The organism is Bacteroides sp. HMSC067B03 (assembly GCF_001811315.1).
Taxonomy (GTDB): domain Bacteria; phylum Bacteroidota; class Bacteroidia; order Bacteroidales; family Bacteroidaceae; genus Bacteroides; species Bacteroides faecis.
In genome coordinates, this window is record NZ_KV804299.1 from 1 (window position 1) to 22,254 (window position 22,254).

Here is a 22,254-nt window from a genome sequence, read left to right on the forward strand (position 1 = left end):
TTAAAGAAAAGACGGCATCGCCGAGACGCTTACGTTTTTTGATGGGTAAACAATGAGAGATACCTGTTCGGAAAGGTATCTCTCATTTACTATATTGTTGACTATAAACATATTACACAACCAACAATGAGACCGTGAGACTAAAATTATTTTTTTCTTTCTGAAAGAGTGATTATTGGCCAACCATCTTCGTACTAAAAATACCCCCCCCGAAGCACCAATGTCATAAAAGTATGAACACCTACCTTGCCAGCACAGTCCTGTGCCTTGACAGGACTATAAGCAAGCATCAATTAAGCAACCATCAATAAAGTAACAACAGGAAACAGCAAAAAAATAAATTCTTCACTCCAGTTTTTAATAATTCCGGGAGATTTTTACTACATTCACAACATGAAATACAGAATTATACTTGGATTATCAGCAATTCTCTTTTTTACAGGATGTTATAATAGAGAATATATTTCCCGGCTTGACGAAGTGGAAGCTCTGTTACAAAACAAACCGGACAGTGCCTTAACAATATTAAAGCAGTTTAAGAGGGAAGGCAGTCAGGCCGAACAGGCTAAATATGCTTTGCTTTATTCTGCAGCTTTAGATAAGAATCATATTAAAATAACCGACGATTCACTTATTCAAAAAGCATGGAGCTATTATGCACACCGCCCGAAGAATTTACGCAATCAATGCAGAACTCTCTACTACTGGGGACGTATCAAGCTACGTGCAGGAGACAAACCGGGAGCATTGCGCCTTTTTCTCAAAATTGAAGAAAAGCTGAAAAACACTAATGAGCCTTATTATGCAGGACTGTTATACGGTCAAATCGGTGAAGTATATTATGAACAGATGAATTATAGCAGGGCCTACCATTATTTCCATGAAGCCCGTAATAACTTCCGACAGTCGGATCATGTTCGTGAAGAAACAGAGTCGACACTTGATATGGCAGCAGCAGCTTTTCATTCAAAAGATATAGAGAAAGCAATACGTCTCTACTCTGCAGCTCTTGATTTAGCTGATGAACAAAAGAACGATCATTTAGCCAAAGCCAGCCTCACCAACCTTGCCTCGCTTTATGTGGTATCTGGCAAACGACAGATTCCTCATGACTTACTACAACGTATCGAACTTTCCGCCCGGCAAGATACATTATATGGATACCACACACTAGTGGATGTAAACCTACTGAAGAATCGGATAGACAGCGCACGCCATTACCTGAAACTGGCGGAAGCTAATACCACGGATATCCGCGATATGGCAGACTTACAATACACTGCATACCGTATTGAAGCACAATCCAAAAACTTTGAAAAGGCAACCGAAAATATACACCGCTATATCTACCTGACCGATTCGCTGACACGATCAAACATGCAGTTTTCTGCTGGTATGGTTGAACGAGAATACTTTCAGGAACAATCGGCTTTTGCAGAGTATCGAATGAAAAACCGCACAACTTTAGAAATCATCTCCATAAGTATCATTATCCTACTGCTAGGTATAAGCTATTATATCATCCGCCAACGCCTGCGACTGCAACGCGAACGTACCGACCACTATCTGCTATTAGTAGAAGAAGCCAACTCCGAATATAAAACCCTGACAGAGCGTATGGAAGGACAACGCGACACAGAAAATCATTTAAAAGGACTGATTGCTTCTCGTTTTGACATCATCGACAAACTAGGAAAAACCTATTATGAACGCGAAAACACCTCATCGCAACAGGCTGCCATGTTTCAGGAAGTAAAGCAGATCATCACCGACTTTTCGGAGAACAATGAGATGCTGCAAGAACTGGAACTAATTGTAAATACCTGTCATGATAATGCCATGCAAAAGCTACGTACCGACTTCCCTGCAATGAAAGAAGCAGACATCCGATTATTATGTTATGTCTTTGTCGGTTTTTCCCCACAAGTAATTAGTCTGTTTATAAAAGATACAGTAGCTAATGTATATGCCCGCAAGTCACGGCTCAAATCACGTATCAAATCAGCGGAAACAACCAACAAGGACCTGTTTTTATCACTTTTCGGATAGGTGTTAGACCTGTGTTAGAAAGCTGAAGCACCACACAAAATAACAATCTGAATATCAACATTTTCCAAATAGAGGTGTTAGATTTATAAGGTTGTATCATAACTCAAAATTGATACAATCTCGCTACTTTTGCATTCGATTAAAATTGAAAAAAAGATTATGAGAAAAATTGTTATTCTACTAGGTATCATACTTTTTATGATAGCATGTGAAAAAGGAAACGAAGAAGTGAGAGAAGCTAAAGTAGTGGTTGTCGTTTATGATGAGAATGGAAAAATTGCAACGGGTATTCCCGTAAAGATGTATAATGAAAAAGATTATAAAGTATTTGAGAAAGATAATCTGACCTTACCTACTGCGGTTGCCCGGACCAATGAAAGCGGGATAGCCACCTTTATTTTACCACAAGAAGAATGGTTCGCAGCACAGTCGCAACGGTTCTTTACATTCGTGGTACAAGAAGGAGGCGGCCCTGATAATTACCAGATATGGTCTTCCGGCAGAAGCGTAGAAGCCGGAAAAGTCGTAAAAATAGAAATACGTTTGACCCAATTCCCTAACTAAACCTTGATTACAATGAAACAAACCGGACTTCATATAATTATAATACTTTGGCTGCAAATGGTAGCAGGATTTACATTAATAAGTTGCAGCACCGAAAACGATGAATATAAAAAGGATTCACCTCCGACGGAAAAACCATCTGAACCGACAGGAGCCTTACTTGAAAATTTTTCTATTGACCAACTGCCTGCAAAAACGATTTATGCATTAGGAGAGAGTATAGACTTAACTGGACTCAAAGTGACAGGAGAATATGATGATGGGAAACAACGACCTGTGAGTGTTGCCCCGGAACAGATCAGTGGTTTCTCTTCATCTATCCCTGTCGACAAACAGGAAGTAACCATAACGATAGAAGGAAAGCAAAGAAGCTTCACTATTCAGGTTTCACCTGTCCGCGTAGAAAATGGAGTTCTGACGGAGGTTTTGAAAGGATACGATGAAATCACGCTTCCCAATAGCGTGAAGTCTATTCCCAAAAATGCTTTTAACGGCAGCAAAATAAACAAGGTAATACTTAATGAGGGACTAAAATCTATAGGAAATATGGCCTTCTTCAATTCTACCATTCAAGAAGTCATATTTCCCTCGACTCTGGAACAACTTGAAGAAGATATATTCTACTATTGCTATAACTTGAAAAAGGTGGATTTAAGTCAGACAAAGATAACCAAACTGCCTGCCAGCACCTTTGTATATGCCGGTATTGAAGAAGTTCTATTGCCTGATATGCTAACAGAAATCGGTGCACAAGCATTCTTAAATACCTCACGGCTCAAGCTGATAGAAGTACCTGAGCGTGTTAAAACAATAGGTTTGGAAGCATTTCGGGAAAGTGGTATCGTCACTGTAAAACTGCCTAATGGTATTGTAAACATAGCAAGCAGAGCTTTCTACTATTGTCCGGAACTGACAGAAGTGACAACCTATGGACCGACATCCAATGATGACCCTTATGCAACAATTCAAGCTTATTGCTTTGAAGGATGCCCGAAATTAACACATTTCGAAATTCCACAAAGTATCCGAATATTGGGACAGGGATTATTGGGTGGCAACAGAAAAGTCACCCAACTGACCATTCCGGAGCATGTGACACAGATTAATTTTTCAGCTTTCAATAATACAGGTATTAAAGAAGTCAAAGTAGAAGGAGGAACTCCTCCACAAGTATTTGAAAAGGTATGGTACGGATTTCCGGATGACATTACCGTCATTCGCGTTCCCGCCGAATCCATAGAAAAATATAAAACCGCACCCGGTTGGCAAGAATACACAAACAAAATGCAAGCATCCTGATACCTGTCTAAATTTCCGGTTGTAACCGTAAAAGTTGATTCTGAATCCACTTTTTTCGATTATAACCGGAATTTCCCTTTTATCTGGCTGCCATCAGATATATTCAGCAAATATTCTACCATACATTTTTACTGAAAAGGCTGTTCCGTTTTTCAGTTTTATTCTTTATCTTTGACGCAACAAAATAACTCTGAATTCACAAAAATAGAAAGCGGCAAGAGGATGCCAGATACTTAGTTATGACTATATTCATCATTATAGCTGTAATTGCAGTGATTTTCATCGCTATTTACAACTCGCTGGTAAGAAAAAGGAATGAGACTGAAAATGCTTTTGGAGCCATTGATGTAATGCTAAAAAAGAGATACGACCTGATTCCTAATCTGGTAGCTACAGTCAAACAATACGCAGAACACGAAAAAAGTACATTCGCACAAATCACAGAAATGCGAAACAAGTCGTATGCTTCTTTCTCCAGTCAGGAAAAAGAAAATCTGGACTCTGCTTTCTCACAGGCCTGCACACACTTCTTTGCCATTGCAGAAAACTATCCGCAATTGAAAGCCTCTGAAAACTTTGAACAACTACAACGTGCGCTTAATGAAACAGAAGAACAACTTTCGGCAGCACGCCGGACTTTTAACGCTTGTGTCACTGACTATAATAATGCCGTACAGACTTTTCCGTCAAATCTGTTAGCCGGAATGTTTGGTTTCACGCGCAAAAATGTGTTCTCCATTTCCGAACAGGAACGTGCTGTTCCAAATGTTAATAACCTGTTGAAACAGTAAAGACAAATATAAAATATGGCAGAAAACCCGCAATTTGAAACATTAACACAAAGCCTTTCCCCCACCCTGCAAAGCCTCGAGCAAAAACGCAAAGAACTAAAAAAGCAAGGACAGTCCACCGGAATATGGGTAGGAGGGGTTGTTTTCGTGATTGTCTCTGCATTTTCAGTTTATATCAACGCTGCACTTATTGGAGTTGGTATTGCAGCTGGGCTTGCTTTGTTGGCATACTACAGTTGTGTAAACGCCAAATCTCAGGAATTATCCTCGTATTATAAACAAAAGGTTATCGCACAAGTATTGCAATCATTTTGTGATAATGCCATCTTCACACCGGAAGAGGGAATCAAAGAAGGTATATTCCGGAGCTGCGGCCTGTTTACTTCGCCCGACCGTTATCATACAGAAGATCTCATACAAGGGCGGGTAGGAAAAACTGACTTTAGTTGTGCGGAAGTCCATGCCGAAGAAAGAAAAACACGTGTCAATTCGAAAGGACAAACGAGTCATTATTGGGTAGATATTTTCAAAGGTTTCCTTTTCATCGCCGATTTTCAGAAAGATTTTCAGGGGCACACCACTGTTTTAAGGAACAGTCTGTTCAAACTAAGCTTCAGCGGTTCACGGGTAAAGCTGGAAAACCCGGATTTTGAAAGACATTCGATGTTTACTCCACAGACCAAATTGAAGCACGTTATCTCCTTTCTCCTTCAATGATGGAACGTCTTCTCGCATTAGACAGAGAATTCAATAAAAACATTACAATTAGTTTCAAAGATTCCAATATCCTGATCGCCATTCCCGAATCCAGGAATCATTTTGAAGCCAGCATCTGGAAATCTATTGATGACCTTAGCCAGCTCAAGAACGATTTCAGTATGATTCATGCATTAGTCTCCATTATAGAGGATTTAAATCTTAACACACGAATCTGGACCAAAAAATAAAAAGCCGGGTAAACAGAACTTAAATCTCTCCATTCACCCCCAATCCAAATAAAGCAAAGTCACCCAGACAAGGATCATCCGGAAAGACCTCAGCCAATGCTGCAGTTATCCTACGGGCATTTTTCAAGGAAAAAGTTTCCGCATCCGTCAATTGGAAGTAATAAGCTACCCGACAAACATGTGTATCTAAGGGAACAATCAGATCTTTACGGTCAAAACTCTTCCAAACGCCCAGATCAACTTCCGAATCACGACGAATCATCCAACGAAGAAACATATTCAGTTTCTTCTGAGGGCTTTTAGCAGAAACTTCAAGAAAGGCACATAACTTTTCCATCGGTATCCCGGGATACGTGTGCAAAGCATCTTCCAAACTTTCAAACTGAGAATAAGCCAAATACAAACGTTGAAAATATCCGTAAAAATCGGCATAGGAAAGCATCCGATAAAAGCTATTCGTCACGCCCGCAGGAAAATCATCTTTCCATCGGCATGATAATACGTACTGATATGGTGAGCTTCCCATCAACCGGTGCAGTTCATCTGCCTTTTTCAATATCTGCTTGCGATTACCAAAACTCATAATCGCGGTCAACAGCCCACTTATCTCTATATCCTGTTTCAGTGTGTAACGATGCGGAAATTGCACCGGATCACTTGTAATAAATCCGGCACAATGATAAATCTCCGCACACATTAACAATTTATTTTTTATATCTTCTGTCATTTCGAAAAAAAGTATCAATCATCAGAGGTGCAAAAGTACATATTCTTATCCAATATTCTCTTCAGGTACAAAAGAGATTGTATCCCCAGCATGATTACAAACAAATACTCCGCAGTCATATACACTACTAAAGGGGCATGAAACCATTCACTCAAAAGATACAAATAACTCAAATATAATAATATCGTTATCAGCTGAAAGACAAAAGCCGGTTTTGTCTTTCCCGTTCCAGTGACAGCATTGATATATACATATCCGGGCAAGGCAAAGATATAATTCAGCAGCATGACCATAAATGGATAAAATGCCTGTTCTACCAACCAGTCATTGTCCGTATAAAATCCTATAATCCACTGACTACATAGAAGAGCCGCTCCCACCAATGGAAGTCCGAACAGATATCCTAACTTAAGAACTTTACGGCAAAGTGGAAAAAGTTCTTTCCCACGTCCTGCCCCAATCAGGTTGCTGACCAATGAACCGGTCGTAGAAGCAAATGAATTCACCACTACAAAAAATAAAGTAGAAACACTACGGGTAATATTAGAAATAGCCAGTTCCGTATGCCCCAAATGCTCTATTGCCACAAAAAAGAGAAACCAGGGAGCAACACTGATAAAAGCATGGAGCATACTCCATACCGACAAGTACAATAACTTCGCTAACAATTTCCTATCATAGACAAACTTCAATCCATATTTTATCTTGTTTACTCCCATCCGCATATATGCCAGAAGCACTAAGAAAGCCCCGAACTCTGCCAGAGAAGATGCCATCGCCGCTCCGGAAATTCCCAAATTCAACTTGAATATCAACCAATAATTGAGGGGAATATTAATGCAAACCGCAACAATAGCTGCTCCCGACAATGCTCTGGTATTTGTTATCCCTACCAGAAAAGACCGGAAAGCCAGAAAAGGAAACGAGAACAACAATCCGAAACTACGCCAGTTCAGATAGCAAATGACTGACTGATATATTTCATCAGAAGAAACTAACCGCCTTAGAATAAACGGAGAAGCAAAATGAATGAAACAACAAAGTAAGACTGCCATCCCCGACAAGAACAATAATCCCTGAAAGAATATTCGTCCGGTCTCCTGATAATGCTGCTCTCCGTTTTTACGGGCAATCATCACTTGTAATCCAATACTGAATCCGAATCCCAGCATATATATTGCCAGATAATAAATCCCTGCAAGTGCAGACGCCCCCAACTCGACTTCCCCTACGTGTCCTAAAAAAACAGCATCAGTAATATTGATTAATTGCTCCATCAGAATGCTCATCATTACAGGAAAATTGATAAGCCAGATTTGCTTATAAGTATAATTATTCATTGCTCAACTTTAAATAACACGAAACTGCGTACTGCATCCAATACAATACACAACTCCGCAAATTCATAAAAAAAACATAAGAATTCTCTGCCCGATAGATTTGACCTACCGGATTAGCAGAATAGCTTCATTATAGAAAAAATGCGCTATCCGTTGAGCGTAGCTATATACAGAGTTTCATAAGCAGATGAATGATTCTTTATTTACTGTCCCGACTGCAAATATAGAAATAAATTCGTTAACTCTCTCCTCCCGGAAGAAAGTATATATGGGTTCATCAGATTCTGGTAACAGCCCTCATTCCTTTCTGTAAACCAAGAGTTACCCAGACAGAAAGTACAAATGGGGCAGTCAGTGTAGTGATTCCGGCATTCATCCCCCAAAGTTGGAACATAACAGATAATAACACAGAGAATATGGCATATGCTCCTCCCTTCCACGTCTTATCACCTAAAGCGATGGCACATAACACACCGTTATATCCCATCAATCCTGCATTCATTGCCGTCGTTTCGACTCCCAATAATATGGCTACAGGAATAGGCAGCAACGCTCCCAAAACCGTATAACAAGCATTCACACGCGAATTGACCAAAATTCCCAAAAGAAAGAGCACACCGGTCCATATGCTACTTCCCTGAAACATTACTTGTCCTATATTCAGGCTAAATGCACGGAAAAATGCCAAACTTTGTTCTCCGGAAGCATCTCCCGAAGACAGCAACAAAGCAGGAAACATCCAGGCACAAACAGCCAGCAATATCCATACGGCAAGAATAAAAGGAGCCGTAAACCCCGGCAAAAAACGTTGCAACCCCAAAAGACGGGCAATCCAGGTAGATAAACAGGAAGCAAGCACCAACCATATCAAAGAGCCGACAGTAACCGACATGAACACGCCGACCGCTATCCCTACCAAAGTACCATTAAACCCATATAGCCCATTATTTATATCTTCACGACTATAACCGGAAATATAGGCGGTCAACGTACTTATCACATTACCTGCAACGGCCAACAAAGCCATTTGCCATGAATTCAAAAGAATTCCAACCAACATTAGCGCCCCTGAAAGCGCATTATTCTGAAACATCACCTGACCAACTCCGCGCCCCAGAATAAGCAAAAATTTGCCCATAAACTTCTTTTATTGTCAGTTTCAACATATTATTCCGACACAAAAGTACATATTTTTCGTATATTAATAATAAAGAAACAAGCCTTATTAAAAACAAAAAGAGTTACCCGGCAAACCAAGTAACTCTTTCAAAAAAAATAATCTATTCAGGTTCAAGCTCAACTTATGGTATTCCACAGATATTTCCTTACTTCTAAGTTAGCGGAACTACAAGAATATCTACAGACAAAATCAACAATTATCCAAAATTGAAAGGGAAACTGTTTTCATCTGATAAAGCAAGTAGTCCATTTTTTCTCTGAATACAGATTTTGTTCTCTCTCGCTAACCAGCCGGCGGCTAACGCTGTGCTTTCAACACTCAAATTTAATCTTCTCGCCAACTCTGGTATCGAAATTTCACCAATTTCTTTTAGGGCAAGCCAGACTTTCCCGGCATTAGTCCCTACAATTCTTTTATCCATGGCTATTCTTTATTTATAATTCGAAAGCAAGATAACATTTTTAGAAATAGTTTGTTACAAAATAGAGTTTTTTATTCGTAAGATTAACGTTATTTAAACGTTGAAAATTATTCCGTTATCAATTGTCGACCTATTGACCAAATTTTATGCCATTACGACATTGGAAGAGCAGTGATTTATCAAAAAAGATTCCCGGAAGCCCGACATGACAAATTTCGAATCTTACTAGAAAAAATATATTTTAGCAACATCGGACAAGTCTGCTACCTTTTTTACCCATACCTTTGCGAAGTGAAATAAAAATCAGCCCATGCAACAGAAAAAGACAACCCAGGAAGAATATCAGAAGTGTGTAAATGCCGTCATTGAATACATCAACCAGCATTTGGGAGAAGACATTGATTTGAAATCACTGGCCAGAATTTCAAATTTCTCTCCTTTCTACTTCCATCGGATTATGAAAGCTTTCCTTGGTGAGCCTGTCGGCACGTTTATTGTCCGGACGCGGACAGAAGCAGCTGCACGGCTACTACGTTACTCGAATATTCCCATAGCCGATATTGCCTATCGGATCGGATATTCTTCGCCTTCTTCATTGTCTAAAGTGTTCAGGCAATTTTATGGTATTTCACCTTTAGAGTATCGAAACAATAAAAACTTTGTAATTATGAAACCAGCGATTATCAGGCCAGACCTGGAACTGAAAAGAGAAATAAAAAATGTACCCGAACGGAATCTGATCTATATCCGCCTTTCAGGTGACTATAAACAAAATGACTACTGTGGTACCTGGATACGCTTGTGCCAGTTTATCGGAGAACAAAACCTGCCGATGGGGGACTGTAGCCCTCTTTGTATCTACCATGATGACCCGAAAGTAACACCAACAGAGAAACTACGTACGGATGTGTGCATGGTGCTACCCATAAAAACTGCCCCGAAAGGCGATATCGGATTCAAAACGCTCCCCGCCGGACGCTATGCAATCTTTCTTTATAAGGGATCGTATGATAACCTGCAAGCTGTATATGATACAATTTATGGAAAATATCTGCCCGAAATGGAATGTACACTACGTGACGAGGCTAGTGCCGAACGTTATCTGAATAATCCGCGTGATACAGCCCCCGAAGAATTACTGACGGAAATCTATATTCCTATAGAATAAACAGAAGAAAGAAAATGAAGTAACCCCAAAAGCTTTATATCTGACTTTTGGGGCGAACTTCACAATACTGCGGTACAGACTAGTTACTTTTCAGCATAGATACCAATCCGGTTTCCCTCGCAATCAGTAAATACAGCAAACCAGCCCCTACCTTCCACTTCGATTTTTGTTCTGGGAATCACTACCTTTCCACCCTTCTGAAGTACTTTCTCCAGAATCTGCGCTATATCCTCACAATTGAAATGAATCAGAACTCCATGTTCCGAAGGAAGGAAATCAAACTCTGAGGAATAAGAAATGGCTCCAACAGTTTCACCTTCTTCCTCAAAACACGCCATTTTTTCCTTTTCGCATTCAAATACAGAAAGTTTGGTTTCCAAAACAGTTTCATAGAAGTCGACTGCCCGACGAAAATCAGTGGATGGGATCTCAAAAAATGCAATTAAATTCTTCATCTCATTCTTTTTTTTATGGTTACTACTAAGCCTTTGCAAAGACAATGCAAAAGTAGGAGAACCGCATAAGTCCCGATAGGAAAAAAAGGACATCTTCAGAGATCCGAAAAATAATCGGAATAGGGAACACAAACGGAAAGGTATTCTGCAGGAGTATAGCCGGAAAAGAGTTTGAATTCCTTAATCATATGAGATTGATCTGAAAACCCGCATTCATAGGCTACTTGTACAAAAGGAGCGGCCATATTCTGTTGCAACACTGATAATGCACGCTGCATACGAACAATTCGAACCATCTCCTTAGGAGTCGTTCCCACATAATCGGCAAAAATCCGCCCGAACTGTTTGCTGCTCAGACAAGCCACTTCCGACATCTGCGAAATACTAATTTGCGGCTGGAGGTCTATTTCGTGGAAAACGGCAGACATTCTCCTCATATTATATTCCGCAAAAGAGTACAGACGGCGAATGAAAAACTGCTCAATCAAACGAATGCAAGCGATATTATCAAAAGTATCAGTCACCCGTTTGGCTAAATCCGACAGTTCCACATCTTCCACCGCATCAGTAGAAATATTCTGTCCATGAAATAAATAACCGGGAATATGGAGCAATGGTCTGACCGCATATGGCTGGAAAACAACAGTGATCATCTCAATCTTTCCCGTTGACTGCACATCGGAAAATCCGACCGACTGACCGGAAATAAAAGATTGCGGCTGTAATGCCGACTCACTCAGTGACAGAAGCTGTCTCCCTTTATGAAATACCATCTGCATGCAACCCACAGGCAAAACCCGTTCGGCAACAGGAAACACCGCGTCATCCTGCAATATCCAGTAATGCCGGATATAAGGTGCTAACGCGGTGCAGGGTTTTATAATCTGAAATGATTGCATACAGCAAAGATATTACTTCTTTATTCAAATGCAAAAGTAAAGCCCTCGTTTGAAAATGTATTGTAAAAAAGAGACATTTCATTTATTAAATCACGGATAACCCATACTCATAGGCATTTGACATCGCATCATAGTCTTCAGCCGAATACTTGCCTTTATCCCTTGCTTTCTGCATATCTTTCATGAAAGACTCTACAGTAGAAAGGAAACTTTGATAGTTTTTTATTTCTTCATCATAACCTGTCACTGCCGGAAGTTTTTTCGCAGCTTCCCATTCTTTTCTCAACTCTGCCATTTTCAGGTCAATCCGCGGACCGTCCATCGTATGTTTGCGGGAATATATATTCATGATACTTTGTACTGTATTGGACATTTTGCGCATGGCCATTATCTGTTCCTTTAAGGGTTCGTCGGCTAAAATTTCTTTTTCCGCCTGCTCTGTCAAAGGACTCAGAATATCGAAAATAACTTGTTTGTATTCAGACAATGCCACACTCAACCGATAATTTTCGTCAAGCAACGCACCGGCTTTAGCCGTCTCATTAGCTTTTTTATATGACAGAAACTTATTAAAGTTAGCATAGAATTGTGTTCTTGTCTGAAACAATCCGGCATAATTCTGTTTCAGATTCTGACGGACTTCCGCATTAAAATAATCTCCCGGGTCCATTAGTTCGGCAGTGTCTCGTGCAGAAATTTCCGGAGGCGCAATCGGAGCTACTTCAGGCACTTTACCTGTCTGCTCCATATATCCCAATACCGCATTTATATCTTTCGCATTGGCAATATGTTTCAATACGATAAGTGACGTATGATAATAATTGATCACTTTACTAGCGTTATCCAATTCCTCCGGGCTCTCCGAAGACACAGTTTGTTTCTTGTTCCCTCCCGAACAGGAAGACAATAGCAGAACACCGACCAGTGCTCCAAACAATAAGATTTTTTTCTTCATAATGTTAAGTTTTTAAGTTGTAGATAGAACGATTCGCTTCTTTAATAAGCCATGCGATAACTAACTCGTACTATAACAATAAAAATCGAGTTTTGTTATAAACAAACAATACACTTTCGATAACTGTTATATCTTATATTCATTAAAAACTGGAAATTATGGAACAATCATTTCAAAAAGGAACAGTACTTCATTTAGCTTCCCTTATCGATTATTCAGAAGGAGGCATTATCAGCAAACAGTTAATTAAAAGTCCGGCAGGAAACATCACTTTATTCTCTTTTGACAAAGGTGAAGGGCTCAGTGAACATCGTGCTCCGTTCGACGCACTCGTACAAGTGTTGGAAGGCAGTGCAAATATTACCGTAAACGGAACACTATTTACTGTAAAAGCAGGAGAAAGCATCGTATTCCCGGCTAACGCTCCGCATGCCCTTACGGCAGCAGAAAGATTTAAAATGCTGCTGACCATGATTAAAGAACCTGCAACCGTATAAAAACAAAAAATGGCTACTCATCGCGAGCAACCAATCTTTTGTTAACCTTAAATCTAATACTTATGAAAAAAACACTGTACAAAAGTACCAACTTTCAGGTAAATAGCAAATTTCAGAGCCAAAACAGACGATATTATAACACGGTTTAATAGTCTCGAAATCCTATTAACATTTTAGACTTCTCATGTTAACATTTAACATATTCATTCACAATCTTCCTCAAAGTGACATTCCAACATATAATATAAGCATCTTTATTCAATATACTCCCTTGCTGACAGATGCCAATAAGTAAGGAGGTTACCAATCTCCATTCCATTTATCATTTTTTCACCCGAAAAATATTGGGATACGGTTGTTTTACCGTAACTTTGATATATGATAATCAGTGCCAGTCGCCGGACAGATATTCCGGCATTTTATTCTCCATGGTTCTTCAACCGGATAAAAGAAGGATATGTGTTAGTACCCAATCCTTTCAATTCCAAGATGATCAGCAAGGTCAGTTTAAATCCTGCCGTAATAGACTGTATTGTATTCTGGACAAAAAATCCGGCTCCGATGATTGAGAAGCTGGATAAACTGGAAGACTACAAATACTACTTCCAGTTCACTTTAAATCCATATGGAGAAAAATTAGAAAACAACCTGCCTTCTGTTGCTAAACGAATAGACATCTTTAAACGTCTCTCCGATAAAATAGGGAGGGAGAAAGTTATCTGGCGCTATGACCCGATATTGACGAACGAAGAATTCAACGTCTCCTTCCACAAAGAAGCGTTTGCCCGTATTGCCGACGGACTCAAAGATCATACTGAAAAATGTATGCTGGGGTTCATCGATCACTATCAGCACATCCGCACCGCTGTAGGACAGTTCAACATCAAGCCGCCGGCAAAAGAAGAAATAGAAGAGATAGCCGTTTCTTTCAGGCAAACGATGGATGCATACCCAACCCTCCAATTGGATACCTGTACCTCTAAAGTTGACTTGCGACATCTGAACATTCCTGCGGGGCTATGTGTCGACAAAGAACTGATTGAAAGAATTACCGGTTATCCGATTCTTGCTAAAAAGGATAAGAATCAGCGCAACATCTGCAACTGCATTGAAAGTATCGATATAGGCACTTATGAAAGTTGTCTCAACGGATGCATTTACTGCTATGCCATCAAAGGTAACTATAACAGCGTGGAATACAATATGAAGAAACATGATAAACACTCTCCCCTACTTATCGGAAATTTGTCAGAAGACGACGTGGTGAAAGAACGGGATATGAAAAGTCTGAGGAACGGACAATACTCATTGTTCTAAAACTTACCTCTTTCACCCTTGAGTTTAAGGCATAAAAAAAGGCTATCTATCCCAGACAGCCAATCTTTTGTTAACCTTAAATCTAATACTATGAAAAACACAGTACAAAGATACGGACTTTCTGCATATCTCCAAATTTTAAAGCCCAAACAGGATATCTTATAACATGGTTTAATAGAATAAGAAGCGCATTAACAAATAAGCAGTCAGGCATTAACATTTAACAGTCTTCTTAAATATTTAGTCAATAAAACTAAGTTAGATGCAAAAGTTTTCGAATCTGCTATCGATTACTATTAAAGATGGTTTACAGTGCATAACAAATTCATTTATTATCTGTTATTTAACCGAAGATAACCATCTAATTTCCATTATATGAACAGATTTGAAAATAAAGTAGTCGTCATCACCGGTGCTGCCGGCGGTATTGGCGAAGCAACGACACGTCGTATCGTCTCCGAGGGAGGCAAAGTAGTCATTGCCGATTATTCGAAAGAGAGAGCCGATGAGCTTGCTGCCGAACTCACCCAATCAGGAGCCGACGTACGTTCTGTATATTTCTCTGCTACAGAGCTCCAGAGCTGTAAAGAATTGATTGACTTCGCAATGAAAGAATACGGGCAGGTGGACGTGCTAATTAATAATGTAGGCGGAACCGACCCCAAACGTGATTTGAACATTGAGAAACTGGACATCGATTATTTCGATGAAGCCTTTCACCTGAATCTTTGTTGTACCATGTATCTCTCGCAACAAGTCATTCCCATCATGACAGCCCATGGCGGCGGAAATATCCTGAACGTAGCTTCTATCAGCGGAATAACAGCCGATGCAAACGGAACACTCTACGGAGCCAGCAAGGCCGGTGTTATCAACCTGACCAAATATATCGCTACCCAAATGGGAAAGAAAAATATCCGTTGCAATGCCGTAGCCCCCGGTCTGGTGCTCACTCCCGCTGCTGTGAACAATCTCAATGAAGACGTCCGCAATATCTTTTTAGGTCAATGTGCCACTCCTTATCTGGGAGAACCGGAAGACGTTGCAGCCACCATTGCATTTCTGGCCTCCAACGATGCACGATACATCACCGGACAAACGATTGTGGTAGACGGTGGACTGACCATTCATAATCCTACAGTCGAACTATCATAAAGTCTCTCTGACAGAAAACATCAAGACGGTACATTCTGCTTCTCACGGCAATGTACCGTCTTTTGTCTGCACTTCTATCAGACGATCACCCGCCCCTCAAAAAAACGTATTTACCGAATTAACGAATAAAAAATATATTTTTCCCACGATGTTACCGACAGGATAGATTTGGCGTATTAGAAAAAGCCCAAGAAGTAATTATTGGCAATTAAGCAGTCGTTTTGTTCAACAAATGCTAACTTTACAACGTTTTTAAATATAAAGAACGAATAGCATGATTGTTAAAACATTACTAGATACAGACCTCTATAAGTTTACCACCTCGTATGCTTATATTAAATTGTTTCCCTATGCAATGGGTACTTTCAGTTTCAATGATAGAAATGAAACCGAATATACGGAAGAGTTCCTGGAAACCCTCAAAGGCGAATTTCATAAACTGAGCCGGTTGAGGCTTACGGAAGATGAGCTGAACTATATGACACGCAACTGCCGGTTTCTTCCACGAGTTTATTGGGAATGGCTTTCATCTTTCCGCTTCGACCCGGAGAAGATCGCTATCCATCTGGACGAAGCCGGTCATCTACACATTGAAGTGAGTGATTTCCTGTATAAAGTCACGCTATACGAAGTCCCTCTGCTCGCCATTGTATCCGAGATTAAGAATCGGTTCACCGGTAATGTAGCCGATATGGGCGAGATACTCTGCAAGCTATCAGAAAAGGTTGAATTATCCAATCAGCACCAACTACGTTTCTCGGAATTCGGCACACGCAGACGGTTTTCCATCGACGTACAGGAAACAGTCATCAAAAGGCTGAATGAAACGGCCCGGTATTGTACGGGAACTTCCAACTGTTATTTCGCGATGAAGTACGGCATGAAAATGATGGGAACACATCCGCATGAATGGTTCATGTTTCACGGGGCTCAATTCGGATACAAACATGCCAACTATATGGCACTCGAAAACTGGGTAAATGTCTATGACGGCGATTTAGGCATTGCGCTTTCGGATACATACACTTCCGGTATATTTCTTAGTAACCTCAGTCGTAAGCAGGCTAAACTTTTTGATGGTGTCCGGTGCGATTCGGGAAATGAATTTGATTTTACCGATAAGCTGGTAGCCCGTTACAAAGAGTTGGGCATTGATTCAACCACCAAGACAATAGTCTTCAGCAATGCGCTCGACTTCACTAAAGCGCTCGACATACAAGATTACTGCAAAGGCAAGATCCGTTGTTCTTTCGGAATCGGCACCAATCTCACCAATGATACCGGATTCACTCCTTCCAATATCGTCATGAAACTGACACAATGCAAGATGAATGTCAACCAAGAATGGAGAGAGTGTATCAAACTCTCGGATGATGCCGGAAAGCATACCGGTAGCCCTGAGGAAGTACAAGCCTGTCTATATGAATTGAGGCTGACCGGAAATCAATGATTACCCGGATTTTCGGACTTACTTAACAAAAGAGTGCCAAAGCCCTGCAAACGTATAAGCATAAAAAAAGGAGCAACGCCTTGCTCCAACCTTTTGTTAACCTTAAATCTAATACTATGAAAAACACAGTGCAAAGATACGGACTTTTAGCATATCCGCAAATTATCCAAATAAAAAAGCATGTTTCATAACATGATTTAAAACTTTCAGAGGGAAATACTCCCTCTTATTAATACTTTTTCAAGATTTAAACTCCCTCACGGCTCTTCCCAGTCTTTCCAAAGACAGTTCGCCGGATTGCCTCCACAACTGTTCCCCTTTTCTGAGAAGGATAAATGTAGGAGTAGATTCTATCGTATAGAAATTAGCCAGTTCGCTTTCTTCATCTACGTCGACCTGCACCACTTCAACTATACCTTCCATTTCTCTTTTGAACTCCTTTACCAAAGGTTCCATGCGTTTGCAATGAGGGCACCACGTTGCATAAAATTCTGCCATTACCCAGTCGTCACCGGCTAGTTTCTCCTTGTTTCTTGCCTCACGGGCTATTTTCTTTTCTTTCATGATTGATTCTCCTTTTTTAAATTAATGATTGGAAGTCTCAACAACATAAAAGAAGGAAGGTTTAGGAGATAAACATTAATACACAGAGATTTAGTTCTATTGGAAAACTAAAAAAGGAGTTCAAAGAGCCCGGTTAAGTCTGTTTGTATTTACCGGTCAGCTCTCCCTATCCAACCGGATAGCCTATGTACACCGAAGGAAATCATTGCACAAAAATGAAACTTTCGTGCAAAAAAAAGATATTCTATTCAATATTTATTTATCTTTGCCCCCCGAAATGGTTCGGAATCCGTATCCAACGGACGATGATTAAAAGGGAATCGGGTGTAAATCCCGGACAGTCCCGCTGCTGTGAAGTTCTATTAAATGTCTTATAAGTGAACTAATTTTACGCCACTGATGTTAATTCGGGAAGGCAAATAAGACAAGAGTCAGTCAGAAGACCTGCCACTTCGCGTAAAAGCGTTCTTGCACCTCGTGGATTAGGAGTAAAGAACATCATTTGTTAAGCCCCAAATCAAGAAAATACTGTGTTTTCATCAGGTGGAGTATGTCCGTCAGATGGGAAGACATTAAATAAGTATGTACTTAAATGAAAGAAGTATGATAAAAAAAATCTTAGTAGCCAATCGCGGTGAAATCGCCGTAAGGGTGATGCGTTCCTGCAGGGAAATGGAGATAACGAGCATTGCTATCTTCTCCGAAGCAGACCGGACCGCGAAGCACGTGCTCTACGCAGACGAAGCATATTGTGTAGGACCGGCAGCATCCAAAGAGAGTTATCTGAATATAGACAAAATCATCGAAGTGGCCAAAGCGAGTCACGCCGACGCTATCCATCCGGGTTACGGCTTCCTTTCCGAAAACGCCACTTTCGCCCGTCGATGCCAGGAAGAAGGCATCATCTTTATCGGCCCCAATCCGGAAACAATGGAAGCGATGGGAGATAAAATTTCCGCCCGCATAAAAATGATAGAAGCAGGAGTCCCTGTAGTTCCCGGTACACAAGAGAATCTGAAGAGCGTAGAAGAAGCTGTAGAACTTTGCAACAAGATCGGCTATCCGGTGATGCTGAAAGCTTCTATGGGTGGCGGTGGAAAAGGTATGCGCCTCATCCACAGTGCCGAAGAAGTAGAAGAAGCATATACGACTGCCAAGAGCGAATCCTTGTCTTCTTTCGGTGACGACACGGTTTATCTGGAGAAATTCGTCGAAGAGCCTCACCATATCGAGTTTCAGGTATTGGGTGACAAACACGGAAATGTCATTCACCTTTGCGAACGTGAATGTTCCGTTCAACGCCGCAATCAGAAGATTGTAGAAGAAACTCCTTCGGTTTTTGTCACTCCGGAATTGCGCAAAGATATGGGAGAGAAAGCGGTAGCTGCGGCAAAAGCTGTCAACTATATCGGTGCGGGAACAATCGAGTTCCTGGTAGACAAACACCGTAACTACTACTTCCTTGAAATGAATACCCGCCTGCAGGTGGAACATCCGATAACAGAACAGGTAGTGGGCGTCGACTTAGTAAAAGAGCAGATCAAGGTAGCCGACGGACAAGTACTGCAGTTGAAGCAGAAAGATATTCAGCAACGCGGACACGCTATCGAATGTCGTATTTGTGCCGAAGATACAGAAATGAACTTCATGCCAAGCCCGGGAATCATCAAGCAGATTACAGAACCGAACGGTATCGGTGTACGCATCGACAGCTATGTATACGAGGGTTATGAGATACCTATTTACTACGACCCGATGATCGGCAAACTGATAGTATGGGCCACCAGCCGCGAATATGCCATCGAACGGATGCGCCGCGTGCTCCACGAATATAAACTCACCGGAGTGAAAAACAATATCAGCTACCTGCGTGCCATCATGGATACTCCCGACTTTGTAGAAGGGCATTACGATACCGGATTCATCGCCAAGAATGGCGAATACCTGCAACAGTGCATCATGCGCACCAGCGAACGCTCCGAAAACGTAGCTCTGATTGCCGCATATATGGACTATCTGATGAATCTTGAAGAGAATAACAGTGGTATGGCAACCGACAACCGCCCCATCAGCAAGTGGAAAGAGTTCGGATTACACAAAGGTGTGTTGAGAATCTAACGTTAACAAAGAATATTCAATTATGGAAATTCATATAGGAAACCGTGTGGCCGAAGTGGAACTGGTCAGCAAGGAAGATAATAAAGTGGTGCTTACCATCGACGGAAAGACATTTGAAGCAGATGTCGTAATGGCCGAAAACGGTACTTGCAACATTCTGATGGATGGCCGCAGTTCGAACGCGCAACTGATTCGCCGCGAGAATGGTAAAAACTACAAGGTAAATACCCACTATAGCAGTTTCAATGTAGAGATAGTGGACAGCCAGGCGAAATACCTGCGCATGCGCAAGAAAGGCGAAGAGGAACAAAACGACTGCATCACCTCTCCGATGCCGGGCAAGGTGGTGAAAATACCCGTAACGGTCGGTCAGGAAATGAAAGCCGGAGACACCGCCATCGTGATCGAGGCCATGAAGATGCAAAGCAACTATAAGGTATCTTCAGACTGCCGCATCAAAGAAATTCTGGTTCAGGAAGGTGATAACATCACCGGTGAACAGACATTAATAACATTAGAACCGATTGCATAATATTTAGAACGGATTGCATTATGGAAGAAAAGAATAACGCATATGCCACGTTTGAAGAACGTGACCGCATCGCCTCTCTTGGCGGAGGTGTGGAAAAGATAGAGAAGCAACACGAAAGCGGCAAGATGACTGCCCGCGAACGTATCGAGATGTTGCTCGATAAAGGTACTTTTGTAGAACTGGACAAACTGATGGTTCACCGCTGTACCAACTACGGTATGGATAAAAATAAGATTCCGGGAGACGGTATCGTATCTGGTTACGGAAAGATTGACGGTCGCCAGGTATTTGTTTATGCATATGATTTTACGGTATATGGCGGTTCGCTGTCAGCTTCCAATGCCAAGAAAATCGTAAAAGTGCAGCAGCTGGCGTTGAAGAACGGTGCTCCGATTATTGCGCTGAACGATTCGGGTGGCGCGCGTATTCAGGAAGGTATCGAAAGTCTTTCGGGATATGCCGATATTTTCTATCAGAACACGATGGCAAGCGGAGTGATTCCGCAGATTTCCGCCATTCTCGGTCCCTGCGCCGGAGGTGCCTGCTACTCTCCTGCCCTTACCGACTTCATCTTTATGGTGAAGGAAAAGAGCCATATGTTCGTTACAGGTCCGGACGTGGTAAAAACGGTGATTCACGAAGAGGTAAGCAAAGAAGAACTGGGCGGTGCGATGACTCACAGCAGCAAGAGTGGTGTAACGCACTTTATGTGCAACACAGAAGAAGAATTGCTGATGAGCATCCGCGAACTTCTTTCATTCCTGCCTCAGAATAATATGGATGAAACGAAAAAACAGAACTGTACGGACGAAGTGAACCGCGAAGACGCCACTTTAGATACGATAGTACCTGCCGATCCGAATGTGCCGTATGACATGAAGGACATTATCGAACGAGTGGTAGACGACAGCTATTTCTTCGAAGTAATGCCCAACTTTGCAAAGAATATCATCATTGGTTTTGCACGCCTTGCAGGCCGCTCGGTAGGTATCGTTGCCAATCAGCCGGCCTATCTTGCCGGAGTGCTCGATATCGATGCCAGTGATAAGGCAAGCCGCTTCATCCGCTTCTGCGACTGCTTCAACATACCTTTGATCACCTTTGAAGATGTTCCGGGATTCCTGCCGGGATATACACAGGAAAACAACGGAATCATCCGCCACGGTGCTAAAATCGTATATGCATTTGCCGAAGCTACCGTACCCAAACTGACAGTCATTACCCGCAAAGCCTATGGCGGCGCTTACATCGTAATGAACTCCAAGCAGACAGGTGCCGACGTAAACTTTGCTTATCCGAGTGCGGAAATTGCAGTGATGGGTGCCGACGGTGCAATCAATATCCTGTTCCGCAAGGCAGATGCAGAAACGAAAGCTAAAGAACTGGAGGCATATAAAGAAAAGTTTGCCACCCCGTATCAGGCTGCCGAACTGGGATTCATTGATGAAATCATCTATCCGAGACAGACTCGCAAACGCCTGATACAGGCTTTGGAGATGACGGAAAACAAGATGCAGACCAATCCGCCCAAAAAGCACGGTAACATGCCTTTATAACATCCCGATAAGGTACTTTTGAAGGTACCGGAAATGATACGGACTTACATAGATTCTACTATAAATAATAAGGCATATTATTTCAGAATCTTTGTAAGTCCGTTCTTATTTCCCTTCTCTTATTTCATTCTTCATTTTCAAATAGTTCCAAGATCAGTTTCAACCGTTGAAACACTTTGTTTCATGCCTTGGAACAAACTGTTTCAAGCAATGAAACAAAGTGTTTCATACGGCGAAACAAAGTGTTTCAAGCGCTTGAAACTTTTTGAA

Annotated in this window: 20 protein-coding genes, 1 pseudogene and 1 riboswitch; of the genes and pseudogenes, 13 read left to right on the forward strand and 8 right to left on the reverse strand. The window is 41.3% G+C overall.

All coding sequences use genetic code 11. The annotated features are described in order from the left end of the window. The first annotated feature begins 393 nt into the window (after positions 1 to 393). The 5 genes and pseudogenes from HMPREF2794_RS05715 to HMPREF2794_RS05735 all read left to right on the forward strand — a co-directional run bounded on the left by HMPREF2794_RS05715 (position 394) and on the right by HMPREF2794_RS05735 (position 5,650). A complete protein-coding gene (locus HMPREF2794_RS05715; protein WP_022301847.1) occupies positions 394 to 2,049 on the forward strand; it encodes a tetratricopeptide repeat protein in 1,656 nt (551 codons plus the stop codon). Positions 2,050 to 2,208: 159 nt separating this feature from the next. After that, on the forward strand, positions 2,209 to 2,613 hold the full coding sequence (locus HMPREF2794_RS05720; protein ID WP_010539101.1) for a hypothetical protein: 405 nt from the start codon (positions 2,209 to 2,211) through the stop codon (positions 2,611 to 2,613). A 12-nt stretch (positions 2,614 to 2,625) separates the two neighbouring features. Next, a complete protein-coding gene (locus HMPREF2794_RS05725; RefSeq protein ID WP_055269857.1) occupies positions 2,626 to 3,912 on the forward strand; it encodes a leucine-rich repeat protein in 1,287 nt (428 codons plus the stop codon). A 239-nt stretch (positions 3,913 to 4,151) separates the two neighbouring features. Beyond that, positions 4,152 to 4,703: a LemA family protein gene (locus tag HMPREF2794_RS05730; RefSeq protein WP_010539103.1), complete on the forward strand. Its 552-nt coding sequence runs from the start codon at positions 4,152 to 4,154 to the stop codon at positions 4,701 to 4,703. A 15-nt stretch (positions 4,704 to 4,718) separates the two neighbouring features. After that, a pseudogene (locus tag HMPREF2794_RS05735) lies at positions 4,719 to 5,650 on the forward strand (DUF3137 domain-containing protein). A 19-nt stretch (positions 5,651 to 5,669) separates the two neighbouring features. On the opposite strand, the gene HMPREF2794_RS05740 reads toward HMPREF2794_RS05735, so the two are convergent. The 4 genes from HMPREF2794_RS05740 to HMPREF2794_RS05755 form a co-directional block, all read right to left on the reverse strand. Further along, on the reverse strand, positions 5,670 to 6,377 hold the full coding sequence (locus HMPREF2794_RS05740) for a TIGR02757 family protein (RefSeq protein WP_029425677.1): 708 nt from the start codon (positions 6,375 to 6,377) through the stop codon (positions 5,670 to 5,672). A gap of 14 nt (positions 6,378 to 6,391) precedes the next feature. Then, complete coding sequence (locus HMPREF2794_RS05745) at positions 6,392 to 7,717, reverse strand: MATE family efflux transporter (protein ID WP_070751131.1); 1,326 nt, start codon at positions 7,715 to 7,717, stop codon at positions 6,392 to 6,394. Positions 7,718 to 7,994: 277 nt separating this feature from the next. Then, positions 7,995 to 8,855 (reverse strand): urea transporter, encoded by an 861-nt coding sequence (locus HMPREF2794_RS05750; RefSeq protein ID WP_070751133.1) that lies wholly within the window; start codon positions 8,853 to 8,855, stop codon positions 7,995 to 7,997. Positions 8,856 to 9,093: 238 nt separating this feature from the next. Then, on the reverse strand, positions 9,094 to 9,318 hold the full coding sequence (locus HMPREF2794_RS05755) for a winged helix-turn-helix domain-containing protein (RefSeq protein ID WP_010539108.1): 225 nt from the start codon (positions 9,316 to 9,318) through the stop codon (positions 9,094 to 9,096). A gap of 310 nt (positions 9,319 to 9,628) precedes the next feature. Between HMPREF2794_RS05755 and HMPREF2794_RS05760 the strand changes: the two genes are divergently transcribed. Further along, positions 9,629 to 10,486: an AraC family transcriptional regulator gene (locus HMPREF2794_RS05760; RefSeq protein WP_055269854.1), complete on the forward strand. Its 858-nt coding sequence runs from the start codon at positions 9,629 to 9,631 to the stop codon at positions 10,484 to 10,486. A gap of 83 nt (positions 10,487 to 10,569) precedes the next feature. Here HMPREF2794_RS05760 and HMPREF2794_RS05765 read toward each other — a convergent pair whose 3' ends face one another. The 3 genes from HMPREF2794_RS05765 to HMPREF2794_RS05775 form a co-directional block, all read right to left on the reverse strand. After that, the gene (locus HMPREF2794_RS05765; RefSeq protein WP_022301841.1) at positions 10,570 to 10,941 is read right to left on the reverse strand and encodes a VOC family protein; all 372 of its coding nucleotides are present in this window, start codon (positions 10,939 to 10,941) and stop codon (positions 10,570 to 10,572) included. A 95-nt stretch (positions 10,942 to 11,036) separates the two neighbouring features. Then, positions 11,037 to 11,840, reverse strand: a complete 804-nt coding sequence (locus tag HMPREF2794_RS05770) for a helix-turn-helix domain-containing protein (RefSeq protein ID WP_055269852.1) — start codon at positions 11,838 to 11,840, stop codon at positions 11,037 to 11,039. An 85-nt stretch (positions 11,841 to 11,925) separates the two neighbouring features. Further along, on the reverse strand, positions 11,926 to 12,795 hold the full coding sequence (locus tag HMPREF2794_RS05775) for a DUF6845 domain-containing protein (RefSeq protein WP_055269850.1): 870 nt from the start codon (positions 12,793 to 12,795) through the stop codon (positions 11,926 to 11,928). A 158-nt stretch (positions 12,796 to 12,953) separates the two neighbouring features. Between HMPREF2794_RS05775 and HMPREF2794_RS05780 the strand changes: the two genes are divergently transcribed. From HMPREF2794_RS05780 to pncB, 4 genes are all read left to right on the forward strand, one after another. Further along, positions 12,954 to 13,292: a cupin domain-containing protein gene (locus tag HMPREF2794_RS05780; RefSeq protein WP_055269848.1), complete on the forward strand. Its 339-nt coding sequence runs from the start codon at positions 12,954 to 12,956 to the stop codon at positions 13,290 to 13,292. 378 nt (positions 13,293 to 13,670) lie between these two features. Beyond that, a complete protein-coding gene (locus HMPREF2794_RS05785; protein ID WP_010539114.1) occupies positions 13,671 to 14,609 on the forward strand; it encodes a DUF1848 domain-containing protein in 939 nt (312 codons plus the stop codon). 375 nt (positions 14,610 to 14,984) lie between these two features. After that, the gene (locus HMPREF2794_RS05790; protein WP_055269847.1) at positions 14,985 to 15,764 is read left to right on the forward strand and encodes a 7alpha-hydroxysteroid dehydrogenase; all 780 of its coding nucleotides are present in this window, start codon (positions 14,985 to 14,987) and stop codon (positions 15,762 to 15,764) included. A gap of 274 nt (positions 15,765 to 16,038) precedes the next feature. Continuing rightward, on the forward strand, positions 16,039 to 17,214 hold the full coding sequence (gene pncB / locus HMPREF2794_RS05795) for a nicotinate phosphoribosyltransferase (RefSeq protein ID WP_010539116.1): 1,176 nt from the start codon (positions 16,039 to 16,041) through the stop codon (positions 17,212 to 17,214). A 240-nt stretch (positions 17,215 to 17,454) separates the two neighbouring features. On the opposite strand, the gene HMPREF2794_RS05800 is transcribed toward pncB, so the two are convergent. Beyond that, complete coding sequence (locus HMPREF2794_RS05800) at positions 17,455 to 17,778, reverse strand: thioredoxin family protein (protein ID WP_055269845.1); 324 nt, start codon at positions 17,776 to 17,778, stop codon at positions 17,455 to 17,457. 261 nt (positions 17,779 to 18,039) lie between these two features. Continuing rightward, a riboswitch (cobalamin riboswitch) is annotated at positions 18,040 to 18,245 on the forward strand. Positions 18,246 to 18,381: 136 nt separating this feature from the next. On the opposite strand from HMPREF2794_RS05800, the gene accC reads away from it, so the two are divergent. The 3 genes from accC to HMPREF2794_RS05815 are packed head-to-tail and all read left to right on the forward strand — an operon-like array spanning position 18,382 to position 21,984. After that, complete coding sequence (gene accC, locus HMPREF2794_RS05805) at positions 18,382 to 19,896, forward strand: acetyl-CoA carboxylase biotin carboxylase subunit (protein WP_055269843.1); 1,515 nt, start codon at positions 18,382 to 18,384, stop codon at positions 19,894 to 19,896. Positions 19,897 to 19,918: 22 nt separating this feature from the next. Further along, positions 19,919 to 20,428, forward strand: coding sequence for an acyl-CoA carboxylase biotin carboxyl carrier protein subunit (locus HMPREF2794_RS05810; RefSeq protein ID WP_010539119.1), 510 nt, complete (start codon positions 19,919 to 19,921; stop codon positions 20,426 to 20,428). Positions 20,429 to 20,448: 20 nt separating this feature from the next. Further along, positions 20,449 to 21,984 carry an acyl-CoA carboxylase subunit beta gene (locus HMPREF2794_RS05815; RefSeq protein WP_010539120.1) on the forward strand — a complete coding sequence of 512 codons (1,536 nt, stop codon included), beginning with the start codon at positions 20,449 to 20,451 and terminating at the stop codon, positions 21,982 to 21,984. The last annotated feature ends 270 nt before the right edge of the window (positions 21,985 to 22,254 follow it).

Coding starts and splice junctions, on each gene's coding strand:
- HMPREF2794_RS05765 (WP_022301841.1), bottom strand. CDS start 10,941: ATGAAGAATTTAATTGCATTTTTTGAGATCCCATCCACTGATTTTCGT.
- pncB (WP_010539116.1), top strand. CDS start 16,039: ATGATTGTTAAAACATTACTAGATACAGACCTCTATAAGTTTACCACC.
- HMPREF2794_RS05760 (WP_055269854.1), top strand. CDS start 9,629: ATGCAACAGAAAAAGACAACCCAGGAAGAATATCAGAAGTGTGTAAAT.
- accC (WP_055269843.1), top strand. CDS start 18,382: ATGATAAAAAAAATCTTAGTAGCCAATCGCGGTGAAATCGCCGTAAGG.
- HMPREF2794_RS05785 (WP_010539114.1), top strand. CDS start 13,671: ATGATAATCAGTGCCAGTCGCCGGACAGATATTCCGGCATTTTATTCT.
- HMPREF2794_RS05720 (WP_010539101.1), top strand. CDS start 2,209: ATGAGAAAAATTGTTATTCTACTAGGTATCATACTTTTTATGATAGCA.
- HMPREF2794_RS05715 (WP_022301847.1), top strand. CDS start 394: ATGAAATACAGAATTATACTTGGATTATCAGCAATTCTCTTTTTTACA.
- HMPREF2794_RS05730 (WP_010539103.1), top strand. CDS start 4,152: ATGACTATATTCATCATTATAGCTGTAATTGCAGTGATTTTCATCGCT.
- HMPREF2794_RS05770 (WP_055269852.1), bottom strand. CDS start 11,840: ATGCAATCATTTCAGATTATAAAACCCTGCACCGCGTTAGCACCTTAT.
- HMPREF2794_RS05815 (WP_010539120.1), top strand. CDS start 20,449: ATGGAAGAAAAGAATAACGCATATGCCACGTTTGAAGAACGTGACCGC.
- HMPREF2794_RS05775 (WP_055269850.1), bottom strand. CDS start 12,795: ATGAAGAAAAAAATCTTATTGTTTGGAGCACTGGTCGGTGTTCTGCTA.
- HMPREF2794_RS05790 (WP_055269847.1), top strand. CDS start 14,985: ATGAACAGATTTGAAAATAAAGTAGTCGTCATCACCGGTGCTGCCGGC.
- HMPREF2794_RS05750 (WP_070751133.1), bottom strand. CDS start 8,855: ATGGGCAAATTTTTGCTTATTCTGGGGCGCGGAGTTGGTCAGGTGATG.
- HMPREF2794_RS05745 (WP_070751131.1), bottom strand. CDS start 7,717: ATGAATAATTATACTTATAAGCAAATCTGGCTTATCAATTTTCCTGTA.
- HMPREF2794_RS05800 (WP_055269845.1), bottom strand. CDS start 17,778: ATGAAAGAAAAGAAAATAGCCCGTGAGGCAAGAAACAAGGAGAAACTA.
- HMPREF2794_RS05780 (WP_055269848.1), top strand. CDS start 12,954: ATGGAACAATCATTTCAAAAAGGAACAGTACTTCATTTAGCTTCCCTT.
- HMPREF2794_RS05755 (WP_010539108.1), bottom strand. CDS start 9,318: ATGGATAAAAGAATTGTAGGGACTAATGCCGGGAAAGTCTGGCTTGCC.
- HMPREF2794_RS05725 (WP_055269857.1), top strand. CDS start 2,626: ATGAAACAAACCGGACTTCATATAATTATAATACTTTGGCTGCAAATG.
- HMPREF2794_RS05810 (WP_010539119.1), top strand. CDS start 19,919: ATGGAAATTCATATAGGAAACCGTGTGGCCGAAGTGGAACTGGTCAGC.
- HMPREF2794_RS05740 (WP_029425677.1), bottom strand. CDS start 6,377: ATGACAGAAGATATAAAAAATAAATTGTTAATGTGTGCGGAGATTTAT.